The organism is Micrococcus lylae NBRC 15355 (genome assembly GCF_001570885.1).
GTDB lineage: Bacteria > Actinomycetota > Actinomycetes > Actinomycetales > Micrococcaceae > Micrococcus > Micrococcus lylae.
Map to the genome: position 1 here is coordinate 70231 of NZ_BCSN01000003.1, position 16162 is coordinate 86392.

Below are 16162 nucleotides of genomic sequence, written 5' to 3' on the forward strand. Positions count from 1 at the left end.
GACTTTACCGCGCCGTGGATGACAGATCCGTGAGGCGGCCCTCGCGCCGGTCGACCAGGGCCGCGCGCAGCTCGACACGGTCGTCCAGCTCCACGTCCACGCCCGCCACGTCCTGCACGGTCTCATGGCCGCGGCCCGCCAGCAGGATGCTGTCCTCGTCCGCGGCCAGGGCGACGGCGAGCCGGATGGCCTCGGCGCGCGGTGCCGACTCGTGGACCTCGACGGTGCGGCCCTGCTCGGCCTGCTCCGCCGCCTCGGCCCGCACGCCCTCGAGGACCTGGGCGCGGATCCCGGCGGGGTCCTCGCCGTGCGGGTCGTCGTCCGAGACGATCACCACGTCCGCGTAGCGGGCCGCGATGCGTCCCATCAGCGGACGCTTGGTGGTGTCCCGCTCCCCGGTGGCGCCGAAGACGAGGATGGTGCGCCCGTCGCGGCCGGTGGCGGCACGGGCCTGCGTGAGCGACTCGAGGGCCTGGACCATGCCGTCCGGGTTGTGGGCGAAGTCGACCACGCCGTCCGGCTCACGGCCGACGACCTCCATGCGGCCGGGCACGGCGGCAGCGAAGGGTCCGGCGCCGGCCGGCACGTCCAGCACGTCCTGGAGCAGCTCGAAGGTCTCCTCGCCCAGGGCCTCGAGGACCATGAGGGCGGCCAGGGCCGCGTTGGCCGCGTTGAAGCGGCCCGGCAGCCCGACCGAGGCCTTGAGCACCCGCCCGGTGGCCGCCTCGGTGAGCTCGAATCGATGGCCGAGGCCGTCCGGGGTGAGGGCGGTGAGCTCCCAGTCCGGCACGACGTCCGGGTGGCGTTCGGCGAGAGCGCCCGGCACGGACGCCGCCGGTCCGAGGGCGAGGGTGGTGGTCGGTGCGCCCGAACGCTCCGCCATGGCGACGCCCCACTCGGGGCCCTCTCCCCCGTCGAGCACGATCACGGCGCGGCCGGTGCGTGCGGCGTCGAACAGGCCGAGCTTGGCCTCGAAGTACTCCTCCATGGAGCCGTGGAGGTCCAGGTGGTCCTGGGTCAGGTTGGTGAATCCGGCGACGGCGTAGCGCAGGCCGGCGATGCGCTCGAAGGACACCGCGTGGGAGGAGACCTCCATCACGGCGGTGTCCACGTCCTCCTGGCGCATCAGGGCCATCAGTGCGTGCAGCTGCGTGGACTCCGGCGTGGTGAGCGAGGAGGGCACGGTGCGCTCTGCCGCCCGTGTGAGGATCGTGCCGATGACGCCGGTCCGGCGGCCGATCGCCTCGAGCAGCGAGCAGGCCAGGAAGCTGGTGGTGGTCTTGCCGTTGGTGCCGGTCACGCCGATCAGCCGGGGTCCGGCGTCCAGTCCCTCACCGTAGACGGCAGCGGCCGCCGCACCCGCCGCCGTGCGGGGGGTGCCGGTCTTCAGGACGGCGAGGTCGGCCAGGCCCTGCTCGGCGACGAGGGCCGCGCCCTCGGCGTCGGTGAGCACACCGACCGCTCCCGCCGCGACGGCCTCGGTGGCGAAGGAGGCGCCGTGGACACGGGCACCGGGCAGGGCGACGTACAGGTCGCCCGGCTGCACCACACGGGAGTTCAGGCAGGCACCGGTGACCCGACCGCGCGGTGCCGTCCCGGACTCGACCGCCTCGATGCCGGCGCCGTGGAGCACCTCTACCAGCGTGGACCAGGCGACCCCGTCCACCCGGTCCGGGCGGAAGGCGCGGTCCTGCTCCGCGGGGGTCAGGGTCGAGGACTCGGTCATGACGGGTGCTCCTGGTCTTTCGGTTCGGAGTGCGGGTTCGGGGGCTGCGGGCAGGCGGCCGTCACCAGGGACGGTCCTGCGGGTCCTCGGCGAAGACCTTGTAGTCGTCGGGCTTGTCGCCGGTGGCCGGGACGTTGTACTTGCGCAGCAGGTGCTCCATCAGATCGGCGGACAGGGCGTCCAGGTGCGCTCCCTGGTAGTTCTCCGCGGGCCGGTGCATGGAGACGGAGACGACGAATCGCGGGTCGTCCAGCGGCGCCACCGAGGTGAAGCCGATGTTGTAGCCGTCGTAGCGGCCGGAGGGGCCGGCGGCCTGGGCGGTGGAGGACTTGCCGCCGACGCGGTACCCCTCGACGGCCGCGCGCTTGGAGGTGCCCCGGGTGACCACGGTCTCCATCATGCGGATCATCTCCGCGGCGGTCTGCTCGGACACGACCCGGTGCTTCTCGCGGTGGGGGTAGGCGTGCTCGGCGCCGTCCGGGTCGACGATCGACTTGATGACCGAGGCGGGGACCATCTCTCCGCCGTTGGCGAGGGCCTGGTAGATCTGCGCGGTGTGGAGGGTCGTCTGCGTGTAGGCCTGGCCGAAGGTCGTGGTCGACCTCTGACGGTTGTCCCATTCCTCCGGCGGCACGAGGGTGCCCGCGGCCGCGGCGGGAAGGCCGATGTCGTTGGCCTCGCCGATGCCGAAGGACTTCATGTACTCGAAGCGCTCCTGCAGGGACATCTCCTCGGCCGCCTTGACGGTGCCGACGTTGTAGGAACGGGCGAAGATGCCGGCGAGGGTCATGTCGTACTCGGCGTGCGCGTTGGCGTCGTTGATCCTCTGCCCGTGGAACTCTTCGCTGCTGGGCACGGTGAACTCGCTGAGCGGGGTCAGGTCGGTGGCGTCGAGCGCGGCGGCCATGGTGACGGCCTTGCCGGTGGAGCCCGGCTCGACCGCCTGGGTCATGGCGGTCGGGCGCCAGAACAGCTGGTCGGTGGCGTTCGGGTCGGCGGGGTCGACGGTGGTGGAGTCGGCCATCGCCAGGATCTCGCCGGTCTTGGCGTCGAGGACCACGATGTTGGCCCATTCGGCGTCGTAGTCGGCGGCCTTGGCGGCGATGAGCTCCTGCGCGTACCACTGGATGTCCCGGTCGATCGTCAGCTCCACGTCCGAGCCGTCCACGGCGGGGGTCTCGTTGTACACGGCGTTGGGGATGCGCAGGCCGTTGGCGGCGACCTCGTACTCGCGGCGGCCGGCCTTGCCGGCCAGGGCCTCGTTCTGGCTCAGCTCGAGTCCCTCGCGGGCGGTGCCGTCCGCGGAGACGAACCCGAGGACGGAGCCGGCCACGGGGCCGTTCGGGTAGCTGCGGCGGTCGACGGGCTCGGCGATGAGTCCGGGCACGCGCAGGTCCATGGCGAGGTCGCGGACCTGGGGTGTGACCGAGCGCTTGACCACCGAGTACGGGCGGTCGCCCTTCATCCGGTCGTCCAGGTCGTCTTCGGAGACGCCGATCACGGTGGACAGCTGCGCGATGCGGTCGTCGATCGAGACCATCTCGTTCTGCTCCGTCTCGGAGTTCCACTCCTTGAAGTCCTTGACCAGCCGCTGGTCGACCACCAGATCGTAGCGGCGCACGCTGGTGGCGAGCACCTCGCCGTTGCGGTCCTTGATCGCACCGCGCTCCGGGGTCAGCACTTGGCTGCGGAGCCGCTCGTCGAGGGCGGCGGAGGCCTGGCCGGTCGGGTCGATGCCCTGCACGTAGAGCAGCCGCAGGGCGACGGCGGCGAGCAGGACGAGGCAGACGAGCAGGAGGGTGCGTGCGCGACGCCGCGCCCCCGTGCCCGCCTCGGCTCCGGTGGGGTCGGAGGTCGCGGACATCAGTCCCGGCCGGATTCCGCGTCGTCGGCGGAGCCGTTCTCGGCATCGGCCGCGTCCACGGCGTCCTCGGACGCCGCGCGCTCCTCGGCCTTGCGCTCGGCCGTCCGCTCCTCGGCCGCCTTCTTCTCCTCCGCGGGGTCCTTCAGCTCCGGCCCGGCGATGTGGCCCGGCGGGAGGGCGTCGCCCTCGAGGCTGTTCACGCCCAGGGGCTGGTCCAGGGAGGAGGGCGGGTTGACGTAGGACGCACCCCGCTCACCCTCCTCGGCCGCGACGGCCTCGCCCGAGACGCGGCCGGTGGCGACGTCGACGGTGGCGCTGCCGGCCGGGTCGACCATGCCCAGCGCGTCGGCGCGGGCGGCCAGGTTCTGCGGAGCCTCGAGGTAGCCGACGCGCTGGGACAGCAGCTCGTTGGCCTCGGACAGCTCGGTCTGCTGGGCACGCAGCTCCAACATCTGGTACTGACGGTTGGAGACGGTGATGTTGGCGACGAGGACGACGGCGAGGGCGACCATCAGGATGCCCAGGCAGAGCACGGTGATGCCGCGGCCGGTGCGGGGCAGCGGGGCGGGCACCACGGACAGCGGGGTGCGGACGCGCTCGGAGGCGCCTGCGACGTGCTCGAGGGCGCGCTCGGGACGGGGCTCGACGCTCCGTGCCTCTGCGGTTGCGGCCATGCGATGGTCCTCCAGTGCCGTCATCGGGTTCCTCGTGACTTCCTGATCTTCTCTGCTGCGCGCACCTTTACGGAGGAGGCGCGCGGGTTCTCAGCGATTTCCCCGGAAGTCGGCTTCTCCGTGCCGCGGGTCAGGATCTTCACCACGGGTTCGTGCTCCTCGAGCACCACCGGGAAGTTCGGCGGCGCCGTCGATGTCGCCCACTCCCCCAGGTGCCGCTTGGCGATGCGGTCCTCGAGCGAGTGGTAGCTCATGACGACGACGCGGCCGCCGACGTGCAGGCGGTCCAACACGGCGGGCACGGCGGCCTCGAGCAGGTCGAGCTCGTCGTTGACCGCGATGCGCAGCGCCTGGAAGGTGCGCTTGGCAGGGTGGCCGCCCTTCGCGCCGGCCGCGACGGGGACGGCCGAGCGGATGACGTCGACCAGCTCGCCGGTGGTGGTCAGGGCGCGCTCGGCACGGGCCCGGACGATCGCCCGTGCGATGGGGCCGGCGAACTTCTCCTCGCCGTAGCGGCGGATGAGGCTGCGCAGCTCGGACTCCTCGGCCTCCGCCACGAGGTCGGCGGCGGTGTACGCGGCGTCGGTGTCCATGCGCATGTCCAGCGGGGCGTCGTAGGAGTAGGCGAAGCCGCGCTCCCGTGCGTCCAGCTGATAGGAGGAGACGCCGAGGTCGTAGAGCGCGGCGTCCATGCGGTCCACGCCGGCGGCCTCGAGGGCCTCGGGGACCTGGTCGTAGGTGCCGTGGAAGGGGATGAGCCTGTCCGCGAGGCCCTCCAGCCGTTCGCCCGCCATCCGCAGGGCGTGCGGGTCACGGTCGATGCCCACCACCACGAGGTCCTCGAAACGGCGCAGCATCTGCTGGGTGTGCCCGCCCATCCCGAGGGTGCCGTCGACGGCGATCGGAGTGCGACCGGCGTCCCGGGCCGCCTGCACGGCGGGGGCGAGGAGGTCGATGACGCGGTCCCGCATGACGGGCAGGTGACGGTCCTCGGGGCGCAGCGGCGTCTGTCCGCTCTCGCTGTGCTGCATCGGGGTCCTCCTCCCCTGCTGTGGGTGGGCCGCGTCGGGGCGGCCCCGGGCTCGGGGCGACGCCGTCGCGCTTCAGCGTGTCACGCCGGGGGCGGTTCCCCCGGAGACGACACGGATCCCTGGGCCTGATCCCCATCCGACCGCGTTCCGCCTGGCCCAGGGGAAGTCAGGTCAGGTGGCTCGCGTCGGCTGGAGGCCACGCTCAGGGATCCGTGGATGTTCTGTTGTGGACCCGCCCGCGGACGGGTCAGAAGATGCCCGGCAGGACGTCCTCGTCGGTGTCGGAGAAGGAGGTCTCCTGCTCCTGCAGGTACGCGTTCCAGGACTCGAGGTCCCAGATCTCCGCTCGTGTCCCCGCGCCGATCACCGCGACCTCCCTCTCCAGCCCGGCGTACTGCCGCAGCGGAGCGGGCACGGTGATGCGGCCCTGCTTGTCCGGCGTCTCGTCCGAGGCTCCGGACAGGAACACGCGGATGTAGTCGCGCGCCTGCTTCGAGGAGAGCGGAGCCGACCTCATCTGCTCGTGGACCCTTGCGAACTCACGCTCAGAGAAGACGTAGATGCATCGCTCCTGACCGCGGGTCAGGACCAGTCCGTCCGACAGCTCCTCACGGAACTTCGCCGGGAGGATCAGCCGGAACTTGTCGTCCAGACGCGGGGTGTAGGTCCCGAGGAACACGGGCACCCCCTGTCTCGCCGAGCTCCGCAACGGCCGATGCATCGCCTCTGCTCTCTTCTGGACTCCACTTTACCCCACTTCCCCCCACTCTCCAACCACCACATTCACGACGGCACCCCGGCACTCGCCAGAATCCGCGGATTCATGCGGATGTCTCACAGTGGAGGACAGTGGAGGGGCCGGCCGCCCGCCCCCGCGACACCCCTCGCCGAAGGCCCGGTGGAGGGCAGGGCAGGCCCGGTGGAGGGGCTCGGGGAGGGGTGTGGAGGGCCCGGTGGAGGGAAGTGGGGGCCTCGGCCGCCCACCCCGACGGCGGCCGCCTCCCTCAGGGCGCCCCCTCACCGTCCGAGGGCGCACATGACGAAGGCCCCGACCGCATCGCGGTCGGGGCCTTCGTGGAGTGGTGGGTGGCCAGCGGTGCCCTCCGGGGGCTCAGCGCCCCTGGCCTCGGCGTTCGTCCCACTGCTGTTCGAGGCGGGACATGAAGGCGCTCTCCTTCTTCTTCCCGCCGGCTGCCGCGCGGGCGCCGGCATCGGCACGGCCGGCCCCCGAGGAGTCGCCGGAGCCACGGCTGGAGAGCACGTAGACGCCGGCGCCCATGACGGCGACGCCCACGACGCCCACGATCACGTTCTGGAGGGAGACGCCGAGGAGCACGACCGCGAGGCCGGCGACGGCGATCGCGACACCGAGGACGACGCGCCGGACGGAGACGCCGCCGGGGCGGCTGTCCCTGAGGTGGGTGTCGAGCCGGGGGTCCTCCGTGCGCAGCTGGGCCTCGAGCTCGTCGAGCATGCGCTGCTCGCGCTCTGACAGCGGCATGGCCGCACCTCTGCTTTCTTCCGGTCCGTGCTTGCTTCCGGTGCGTCGGATCCGTCCCCGACCTGCGACGCCGTACAGGTCGTCTGACCCACCAGTCTAGTGACGGCGACGCCGCCGGGCCAGTGGGTGACGGCCGCGCACGGCAACCTCCCAGGAGACGGCCCGCCGCCCCGGTCCGGGCATCGCCGCGGCACGCCGTTCAGCCGGCGTCGGAGCAGACCGTCACTGCCGGCGGTCGCGGCCGTCGGCCGCAGGGTCGACGTCGCCGAGCAGCGAGGCCGGGGCGGGTCCGTGGCCCGGAAAGCGACGGCGGACGGCGTCCACCGCCCGCTCGGCTGCGCCCCAGTCGGCGGCCCGGCCGCCTGCCTCGTCGTCGAAGAGGCTCTGCTGCCGCGGCGCCTGCTCGTCCGTCAGCCGTTCGGCCCGCACCCCGACCAGACGCAGCGGATGGGGCCTGTCCGCGAGCAGCTCCCTGACGGCACGGCGCGCCGGAGCGAAGAGGTCGTGGCCGGAGTCCGTGGGGTCCGGCAGCCGGGCGGCCCGCGAACGGACCCGGGCCTCCGGGGACTTCACCCGGACGGTGACGCCGCCGGCGAGCACACCCTCGGCGCGCAGCCGTCCGGCGACGTGGTGGCAGAGCCGGAGCACGTGGCGGTCGATCTCCTCCGGGTCGGTCGGGTCGTCGTCGAACGTGTGATCCGCGCCGATGCTCTGGTGCCCTGTCTCCTGGTGCACCGGACGGGGGTCGAGGCCTCGGGACAGGTCCTCGACGCGTGCCCCGACCTCGCCGAACCACTGGCGCAGGCGCCCCTCCGGCAGAGCGGCGGCGTCACCGATCGTGTCGATGCCGCGGGTGCGCAGCCGCTGGGCCAGCACGGGGCCGACGCCCCACAGGTGGTCGATGGGGCGGGGATGCAGGAACTCGAGGAGCCGCTCCCCGGGGACGACCACCAGGCCGTCGGGCTTGGCGGCCGTGGAGGCCATCTTGGCCACGAACTTCACGGGCGCCGCACCCACGGAGCAGGGCAGACCGAGCTCGGCACGCACGCGTTCGCGGATCGCGGCACCTATCCGGGCCGGCGGGCCCAGGCGACGCCGGGAGCCGGCCACGTCCAGGAACGCCTCGTCCACGCTGAGCTGCTCGCGCACCGGGGTGACCCGGTCGAGCAGGGCCATGACCTCGGCGGACACGGAACGGTAGACGCTCTGCCGCGGCTCCACCAGGCGCAGCTGGGGGCACAGGCGCAGCGCCTGCCCCACGGGCATCGCCGAGCGCACCCCGAACGCCCTGGCCTCATAGGAGGCGGAGAGGATGACCGAGCGCAGCGACCGGCCGGCCACCGCGGCGGGGACGCCCCGCAGGTCCGGCCGCTCGCGCAGCTCCACGGAGAGGAAGAACGCGTCCATGTCCACATGGAGGACGGTGGCGTCGTCCCCGGGGACCACGGGCGCCGGCTGCTGCATGTCTTCGACCCTACCCACGGCACGGACGGCATAGGGTGGGCGCATGTCGCAGAACATCCCGCATGACCGCCTGGCCCCGGAGCAGTTCCGCGCCGCCGTGGCGGACCGTCTGACCGAGCTGCTGGGCTCCCACCGCGCCCGCGCCGAGCGGGTCCACCCGGAGGCGGCGGCGGTCGTGGACGCGATCTCCCGGCTGACCGCGGGCGGCAAGCGCCTGCGTGCCACCCTCTGCTGGCTCGGCTGGCGTGCGGCCGGAGGCGCTGCGGACGACCCGAGGATCATCACGGCGGGGGCGGCCTTCGAGCTGTTCCAGGCGGCGGCCCTGATCCACGATGACATCCTCGACCGCTCGGACACCCGCCGGGGCATGCCTGCGGTCCACCGCGCCTTCGAGGCCATGCACCGCTCGTCAGGATGGCGCCACGACCCGGAGCACTTCGGCGTCTCCGCCGCGATCCTCGCCGGAGACGTCTGCCTCTCCCTGTCCGACGCCGCCTTCCACGACGCGTTCGCAGGCTCGCCCCGGGCGGACCGCGCCCGCCAGGAGATGGAGACCATGCGCTTCGAGGTGATGCTCGGCCAGTACCTGGACGTCCTCGCCGAGATGGCCCCGCCGGCGGAGGACCCCGCCGTGGCCGCGCAGCGGGCGGAGACGGTGGTGGAGTACAAGTCCGCGCGCTACTCCGCCGTGCACCCGATGGCCCTCGGTGCCGTCCTGGCCGGCGGCGACGACGGCCTCGTCGCCTCCTTCGAGCCCGTCACCCTCCCCTTCGGACTCGCCTTCCAGTACCAGGACGACCTGCTGGGCGTCTTCGGCGACCCGGAGCTGACCGGCAAGCCTGCCGGCGACGACCTGCGCGAGGGCAAGCGGACCGTGCTGATCGCCCACGCGCTCGACCTGCTGGAGGCGGACACTGCGGCCGCCCTCGAGGACGAGCTGGGCCGGGCCGACCTGAGCGCGCAGAGCGTGGCCCACTGGCAGCAGGCCCTGCGCGAGTGCGGCGCCGAGAAGCGCGTCCGCGCCGAGATCGACGACCTGGTCGCCCAGGCCCAGGAGGCCGCCGGCCGCCTCGAGGGCTCGGGCGCCGAGCCGTCGGCGCTGGCGGACCTGCGCGGCCTGATGGACACGCTTCTGCATCGCACCGCCTGACCCGACGGGCAGGGTGGGTGCCCCGACGGGCAGGGTGGGTGACCCGATGGGCACGGAGGGTGACCTGACGGTCACGGGGGCGCCCGGGACACGGCCCGGTCCGCCCCGACCCGGGCGGACCGGGCCGTGTCAGGCGAGGGGACGTCGTCGGGAGGCCTCCGGCGAGCGCCGGGCCGGGCTCACCAGGCGAGGGCCTGGGCGCGGCGGCGGACCTCCGTCTTGCGGCCGTCGCGCAGTGCGTCGATCGGACGCCCCGGCAGGGACTCGTCCTCGGTGAAGAGCCAGCGCAGGGCCTCCTCGTCGGAGAAGCCGGCGTCGTTGAGGAGGACCAGCGTGCCGTGCACGGGCTCGACGACCCCGGTCGCGGAGAGGAACAGGGCCGGGACGCTGCGCACGGCGCGCTCGCCGCGGCGGACGGCCACGAGCCTCCGGTCCTTCACGAGGTTGTGGACACGGGAGACGACGACGTCGAGGCGCTCGGCGACCTCGGGAAGGGTCAGCCACTGGCCCACGAGGGCGTCGAGGTCGGCGGGGATCTGATCGGAGGCGTCGCTGGTGTTCACGGCTCCACGATAGTTCCCCGGCGGACTGGTCGTTCCCTCACGGGTGCGGTCACGGTGACATCACGACCGGCACGGCCCGCGCCTTTCCCCACGTGACAACCTGTCCCGCGCGCGACACGCCGCACTGACCTGCATCGCCCCGTACTCACAGCGCATTCATTGGTCCCGGCTGGCCCTCACCCCCTCCCCGCACTAGGCTCACGAAGGTCACAGAACGATCTCGTCAACGCGACACGCCGCTGTTGACGAGATCGTTGTGTGATCACGCGGCGGGTGGCCGCCGCGGCTTGTCATCACCGTCGACGACTCCTCGTGAGGTACCCGTTCCATGTCCGCTTCCCAGCAGCAGACGGCCCCCGCGCCGCGCGCTTCCGGTCAGCGTCTCGTCCGCTCGGCCCTGACCACCTCCGTGCTCCCTCTGATGCTCCTCGGCACCGCTCCGGCGGCCCAGGCCGAGGAGGCCACACGCCCGGCCGAGCAGCGGCCCACGGGCTCCGGCTCCGGCTCCGGCTCCGGCTCCGGCTCCGACGGCACCGTCGCGCCCGCCACCAGCACCTACACCGTCCGGCGCGGCGACACGCTCTCCGAGATCGCCTGGGCCCACAGGGTGCCGCTCAAGGAGGTGTTCCGCCTCAACGGCATGGACCACAGCACGGTCATCTACGCCGGCCAGAAGATCACCCTGCCCACCGGCACCGCAGCGACGACGTCCTCCGGCGAGCGCAAGGCTCCGACCTCCTCGAAGCGTTCCGGCCAGGCCGCCTCCACCTACACCGTCCGCCGCAACGACGGCTGGTGGATCATCGCCCAGCGCACCGGCAGCACCATGGCGGCGCTCCAGAAGGCCAACGGCATGTCCGCCACCACCACGCTCCATCCGGGCATGGTGCTGAAGGTCCCCGGTGCCGCCTCCTCCGCACCTGCGGAGCAGGCCGACCCGGCCCCGACGCGGTCCGCAGGCCGGTCCACTGCGCTCGAGCGCACCGGCTCGACCTCCGGGGAAGCCGTCCGATACACCGTCGTCGCCGGCGACTCCCCGTGGCGGGTGGCCCAGAAGTTCGGCATCTCCGTGAAGAGGCTGCGCGACCTGAACGGCCTGAGCGTGGACTCGCCGATGTACGTCGGCGACGTGCTGGTCGTAGACGACGGCAGCCCGAAGTCCTCCGCCCCGGCCCCGCAGAACCGCCCGATCGGCAACACGTTCCTCCACTACACCTACCCGGAGCACGTGACCGCCTCGGCGAACGAGAACTACGCCCGCCTGCAGTCCGCGCCGGCCCCGTCGCCGGCCGAGACGCAGCAGCTGATCCGCGAGACCGCCCGCAGCATGGGCGTGGACCCGCGCCTGGCCCTGGCGCACGCGTACACCGAGTCCCGCTTCCAGCACCGCTCCGTCTCCCCCGCGAACGCGATCGGCACCATGCAGGTCATCCCGGTGGCCGGCGAGTTCGCGTCCCAGCTGGTGGGCCGGGAGCTGAACCTGCTGGATCCGCAGGACAACGTGACCGCGGGCGTCGCCATCATCCGCTACATGCAGCAGAACACTCCCACCCGTGACTTGGGCATCGGCGCCTACTACCAGGGGCACGGCAGCGTGATGCGCCAGGGCCTGAAGCCCGACACCGCCGCCTACGTGGCCCGTGTGAAGGCAGCGATGGCCATGTTCTGATCCTCTCCGCCCGTGTCCTTTCCGGGGCGTGATCTACCCTGGAGCAATGACGTCCCCGCGCACGGACCCGCTGGTGGGAGCGACCCTCGACGGCCGCTACCTCATCCGTGCGCGCCTGGCCCGCGGCGGCATGTCCACCGTGTACCTGGCCCTGGACACGCGCCTGGACCGGCAGGTCGCCGTGAAGGCGATGCTTCCGCACCTGGCGGAGGACCCCGCCCTCGTGGCGCGCTTCGAGGGCGAGGCCAAGACGGCCGCCCGGCTGGCGCATCCGCATGTGGTGGGGGTGCTGGACCAGGGACATGCGGACGGCCCGGACGGCGAGGTCGTCGCCTATCTGGTTATGGAGTACGTCCCCGGCTGCACGCTGCGTCGGATCGTCCGGGACGAGGCCCCGCTGACCTCCCGCCGCGCGCTGACCCTGCTCCTTCCGGTGCTGGACGGCCTCGCCGCCGCGCACGAGGCCGGGCTGATGCACCGGGACGTGAAGCCGGAGAACGTGCTCGTCGGAGAGGACGGCCGCATCCGCGTCGCCGACTTCGGCCTCTCCCGTGCCACCACGTCCCACACCTCGGGCGGCAAGGCCCTGGTGGGCACGGTCGCCTACCTCTCGCCCGAGCTCGTCTCCGGCGAGGAGGCGGACGCGCGTTCGGACGTCTATGCGGCCGGCATCATGCTCTTCGAGCTGCTCACCGGCCGTCAGCCGTACACCGCGGACAGCCCGGTGCAGGTGGCCTACGAGCACATCCGCAGCCGGGTGCCGGCGCCGACCGTCGTGGTGCCGGAGGTGCCGGACGCGGTGAGCGACCTGGTGCTGTGGTGCACCGAGCCCGTCCCTGCAGACCGCCCCGAGGACGCGGCCGAGGTGGCCGCCGAGGTGCGCCGCCTGCTCTCCTCCACCCCGGACTCCCTGCTGGACCGCGAGCCGCACTCGACGGCGGCCGAGGAGGAGAGCCTCGAGAACGCCGCCGTCGTCATCGAGCCGGGCGGGGCCGGGCACCAGCCCACCTCCGTGGTGCCGTATCCGTCCGTTCCCGACGACGGTCCCTCACCCGGCACGGGGGACGTCGCCTCCCCCGCGGGCCGGGGCCGGCACGGCGACCACCGCACGGAGCCGCAGCCGGACCGTCGTGACCTCCCGGACCGCGCCCCGGACACCCCTGCGGCCGCACCCGGCCCGACCGCCTCCTCGGACCAGACCCGGGTGCTGGACCGTGGATCGGCGGGCCGCCTCTCGGCGGACCGGCCCTCCGGACCCCCGGCAGGCTCCGCCGCTCCAGGCCCCCGCCCGGTCTCGAAGCGTCAGCGCCGCCGCGCCGCCCAGCGCCCGACCCTGGACGTCGGGCAGGGCAACGGGCGCACCCTGGCCACCGGCATCGCGGTGACCCTGCTGCTCACCGGCATGGCCCTGCTGCTGGGCTGGACGCTCGGTGCCGGCAACGTCCCGTTCTCCGGGGCGTCCTCCACGGTTCCGGACCTCGGCGGCACGGACCGCGAGACCGCCGTCGCGCGCCTGCACGAGGCAGGTCTGCAGGTCGACGTCTCCAGCAGACACGACGAGGTCTACTCCGCCGGCGCCGTGGTGGCCTCCGCTCCGGCGGCCGGCACCGAGGTGCGCACCGGGGACCGGATCGAGCTCACCGTCTCCTCCGGCCCGGCCCCTGTGCTGGCCCCGGACCTCGTGGGCCGCGACGCCGCCGACGCCCGCCTGGCCGCCCAGGACGCCGGCCTGCTCGTCAAGGTCGAGCACACGCGCCACGACCCCGACGTCCCCGAGGGCCAGGTCATCTCCCAGGTGCCCGCGCCGGGCTCGACCACGAGCCGCAACGCTCTGGTACGCTTGACCGTCTCCGAGGGACCCCGCCGAGTCGCGGTGCCGGACGTGTCCGGTCTGACCGTCCAACAGGCCCGGGACCGGGCCGCCGAGGCCGGCCTGCGGCTGGAGGTCGAGACCACCCCGGGCGGCGGCATCTTCGGTCTGCGTGAACCGCGCATCGCGGAGCAGCAGCCCCGCGGCGGCGCCCAGCTCGATGAGGGCTCGATCTTCCGCGCCCGTGCTTTCTGAGGGCTGACGGGGCCGGATCCTCCGCGGTGGAGGGTCCGGCCCCGTCCTGCGTGCGGCCCCCGTGCCCTCAGGCGCGGCGGTCCGGGTGCGTCAGCGCCTCCGTGACCAGGAAGGCCATCTCGAGGGACTGCTCGTGGTTCAGCCGAGGGTCGCAGAGCGACTCGTAATGCTCCTCGAAGGCGGACTCGTCCACGAGGTTGGCGCCGCCGAGGCACTCGGCCACGTCGTCTCCGGTGAGCTCGACGTGCATGCCGCCCGGGTGGGTGCCGAGCTCGCGGTGCACGTCGAAGAATCCGGCGACCTCGTCCATGACGTCCTCGAAGCGGCGCGTCTTGTAGCCGTTCTTCGCCGTGACGGTGTTGCCGTGCATCGGGTCGGTGACCCAGACCGGTTCCAGACCCGCATCCTTCACCCCGGAGACGATGTCCGGCAGGACGTCGCGGATGACGCCGGCGCCCATGCGGGTGATGAAGGTCAGGCGGCCCGGCTCGCGCGTCGGGTCGATCTTCTCTGCCAGGGCCAGCACGTCGTCGACCTTCGTGGACGGGCCCAGCTTGACGCCGATCGGGTTGCGCACGCGGGACAGGAAGTCCACGTGGGCCCCGTCCACCTGGCGGGTGCGCTCACCGATCCAGAGGAAGTGCGCAGAGGTGGCGTAGGGGTTCCCGGTACGCGAGTCCTCACGGGTGAGGGCGCGCTCGTAGTCCAGCAGCAGCGCCTCGTGGGCGGAGTAGAACTCGGTGCGGCGCATCGCCTCGAAGTCCACGCCGGCCGCCCCCATGAAGCGGACCGCGCGGTCGATCTCGGCGGCCATCTCCTCGTACTTCGCGTACGCCGGGTTGGCGAGGAAGCCCTGGTTCCAGGCGTGGACGCTGCGCAGGTCGGCGAAGCCTCCCTGGGTGAAGGCACGAACCAGGTTCAGGGTGGAGGAGGAGGTGTGGTACGCCTGCACCATGCGGCGGGCGTCGTGCCGACGGGCCTCTTCGGTGAACTCGTAGCCGTTGACGATCTCCCCGCGGAAGGACGGCAGGGTCACCCCGTCCCGGGTCTCGGTGTCCGAGGAGCGGGGCTTGGCGAACTGTCCGGCGATGCGGCCCATCTTCACCACGGGCACCGACGCGCCGTAGGTGAGCACGGCCGCCATCTGCAGGATCGTCTTCACCCGGGCGCTGATGCGGTTCGCGGTGGATCCGGCGAAGGTCTCGGCGCAGTCGCCTCCCTGCAGGACGAAGGCCTCGCCGCGGGCGGCTTCCGCCAGCCGGGTGCGCAGCACGTCCACCTCGCCCGCGAACACGAGCGGCGGCACCTGGCTCAGCTCGGCGACGGCGGCCTTATAGTCCTCCTGGTCCGCCCACTGCGGCGCCTGACTGATGGGCAGGCTGCGCCAGTGGTCCAGGCCTGCAGTGGTGGCGGCACCCTCGGAGGTGGCGGTGCCGAAGGCCAGGATCTCGTCGCGGGAGTGTGCAGTCATGCGCTCCACCCTAGGTGCGCGATCCTCGGCCGGGGGCGAGCACACGGCCGGTGGCCGACATGTGGACATGCACGTCTCACAGAGCGCGCCCTCACGGGAGCGGGCGGACGCCGGCGGCGCGACGGCAGACCGAAGCGGGCGGCCGTCGTCGTGGGACGGGGATGCGGCAGCCCGCCGCCGGCGACCGGCCCGACAGACGGGGCGAGGTCAGGTGCGCGCAGCGCGCGGCGGGGCCTGGACGTGGCCGGACTTCACGTCCGCCGCGTAGACGTCCACGTACTCCTGGCCGGAGAGGCGGCGGATGGCCTCCATGATCTCGTCGGTCACCTGGCGCAGGACGGCGATCTCGTCCTTGCGGTCCTTCAGGTGGGAGAACGTGAGCGGCTCGCCGAAGATGACCCCCACGCGGCCCGGACGCGGGAGCGACTGGCCGATGGGCTGGACCTTGTCCGTGCCGATCATGGCGATCGGCACCACCGGCACGTCCGCGGTGAGCGCGAGTTTGGCCACGCCGATCTTGCCGCGGTGCAGGCGACCGTCGGGGCTTCGGGTGCCCTCCGGGTAGATGCCGAGCAGCTTGCCCTCCTGGAGGGCCTCCAGGCCCGCCTGCAGGGAGCGCAGGGAGGCGGCGCCACCGGAGCGGTCCATCGGCAGCTGGTTGATCGCCACGAAGAACTTCCTGGTGATCCAGCCCTTGAGACCGGTGCCGGTGAAGTACTCCATCTTGGCGAGGAAGTGGACCTGGCGGTCCAGGCTCGCCGGCATGAACACGGAGTCCGAGACGGAGAGGTGGTTGCTGGCGAGGATCGCCCCGCCGGTCTCGGGCACATGGGCACGGCCCTTCACCCAGGGGTTGAACAGCGCCCTCACCACGGGGCGGACCACGAACGTGCGGGCGGACCGGTAGAAGGTGGACATGCCTCTCCTGGGACGGCGGACGGACGGTGCTGTGGCTCCATCGTAGTCCGAGCCGCGCCGCTAGGG

At 72.8% G+C, this 16162-nt stretch carries 13 protein-coding genes; 3 read left to right on the plus strand and 10 right to left on the minus strand.

All coding sequences use genetic code 11. The features are described from left to right. Positions 1 to 4: 4 nt before the first annotated feature. From MLY01S_RS01630 to dinB, 7 genes are all read right to left on the minus strand, one after another. Positions 5 to 1726 carry a Mur ligase family protein gene (locus MLY01S_RS01630; RefSeq protein ID WP_067188687.1) on the minus strand — a complete coding sequence of 574 codons (1722 nt, stop codon included), beginning with the start codon at positions 1724 to 1726 and terminating at the stop codon, positions 5 to 7. A gap of 61 nt (positions 1727 to 1787) precedes the next feature. Next, positions 1788 to 3590 (minus strand): peptidoglycan D,D-transpeptidase FtsI family protein, encoded by a 1803-nt coding sequence (locus tag MLY01S_RS01635; RefSeq protein WP_067188689.1) that lies wholly within the window; start codon positions 3588 to 3590, stop codon positions 1788 to 1790. Further along, positions 3590 to 4264: a cell division protein FtsL gene (ftsL, locus tag MLY01S_RS01640; protein WP_135103263.1), complete on the minus strand. Its 675-nt coding sequence runs from the start codon at positions 4262 to 4264 to the stop codon at positions 3590 to 3592. Before ftsL ends, MLY01S_RS01635 begins: the two co-directional genes overlap by 1 nt. 20 nt (positions 4265 to 4284) lie before the next feature. Further along, positions 4285 to 5295 (minus strand): 16S rRNA (cytosine(1402)-N(4))-methyltransferase RsmH, encoded by a 1011-nt coding sequence (gene rsmH, locus MLY01S_RS01645; protein WP_067188691.1) that lies wholly within the window; start codon positions 5293 to 5295, stop codon positions 4285 to 4287. A 247-nt stretch (positions 5296 to 5542) separates the two neighbouring features. After that, positions 5543 to 5974 (minus strand): division/cell wall cluster transcriptional repressor MraZ, encoded by a 432-nt coding sequence (mraZ, locus tag MLY01S_RS01650; protein ID WP_067188692.1) that lies wholly within the window; start codon positions 5972 to 5974, stop codon positions 5543 to 5545. 432 nt (positions 5975 to 6406) lie between these two features. Beyond that, positions 6407 to 6796 carry an SCO2097 family morphological protein gene (locus tag MLY01S_RS01655; protein ID WP_067188694.1) on the minus strand — a complete coding sequence of 130 codons (390 nt, stop codon included), beginning with the start codon at positions 6794 to 6796 and terminating at the stop codon, positions 6407 to 6409. 222 nt (positions 6797 to 7018) lie between these two features. Continuing rightward, positions 7019 to 8260: a DNA polymerase IV gene (gene dinB / locus MLY01S_RS01660; protein WP_067188696.1), complete on the minus strand. Its 1242-nt coding sequence runs from the start codon at positions 8258 to 8260 to the stop codon at positions 7019 to 7021. Positions 8261 to 8303: 43 nt separating this feature from the next. Here dinB and MLY01S_RS01665 point away from each other — a divergent pair, with 43 nt between their 5' ends. Further along, complete coding sequence (locus MLY01S_RS01665; RefSeq protein ID WP_067188698.1) at positions 8304 to 9410, plus strand: polyprenyl synthetase family protein; 1107 nt, start codon at positions 8304 to 8306, stop codon at positions 9408 to 9410. A 179-nt stretch (positions 9411 to 9589) separates the two neighbouring features. Here the strand turns inward: MLY01S_RS01665 and MLY01S_RS01670 are convergent, their stop codons facing one another. Further along, positions 9590 to 9973 (minus strand): Rv2175c family DNA-binding protein, encoded by a 384-nt coding sequence (locus MLY01S_RS01670; RefSeq protein WP_067188700.1) that lies wholly within the window; start codon positions 9971 to 9973, stop codon positions 9590 to 9592. Between the two features lie 328 nt (positions 9974 to 10301). On the opposite strand from MLY01S_RS01670, the gene MLY01S_RS01675 reads away from it, so the two are divergent. Continuing rightward, a complete protein-coding gene (locus MLY01S_RS01675; protein ID WP_067188701.1) occupies positions 10302 to 11642 on the plus strand; it encodes a LysM peptidoglycan-binding domain-containing protein in 1341 nt (446 codons plus the stop codon). Positions 11643 to 11688: 46 nt separating this feature from the next. Next, positions 11689 to 13707 carry a protein kinase domain-containing protein gene (locus MLY01S_RS01680; protein ID WP_067188703.1) on the plus strand — a complete coding sequence of 673 codons (2019 nt, stop codon included), beginning with the start codon at positions 11689 to 11691 and terminating at the stop codon, positions 13705 to 13707. Positions 13708 to 13774: 67 nt separating this feature from the next. Here the strand turns inward: MLY01S_RS01680 and MLY01S_RS01685 are convergent, their stop codons facing one another. Further along, positions 13775 to 15178 (minus strand): class II 3-deoxy-7-phosphoheptulonate synthase, encoded by a 1404-nt coding sequence (locus MLY01S_RS01685; RefSeq protein WP_067188704.1) that lies wholly within the window; start codon positions 15176 to 15178, stop codon positions 13775 to 13777. Positions 15179 to 15385: 207 nt separating this feature from the next. Next, positions 15386 to 16096 (minus strand): lysophospholipid acyltransferase family protein, encoded by a 711-nt coding sequence (locus MLY01S_RS01690; protein WP_067188706.1) that lies wholly within the window; start codon positions 16094 to 16096, stop codon positions 15386 to 15388. Positions 16097 to 16162 lie beyond the last annotated feature (66 nt).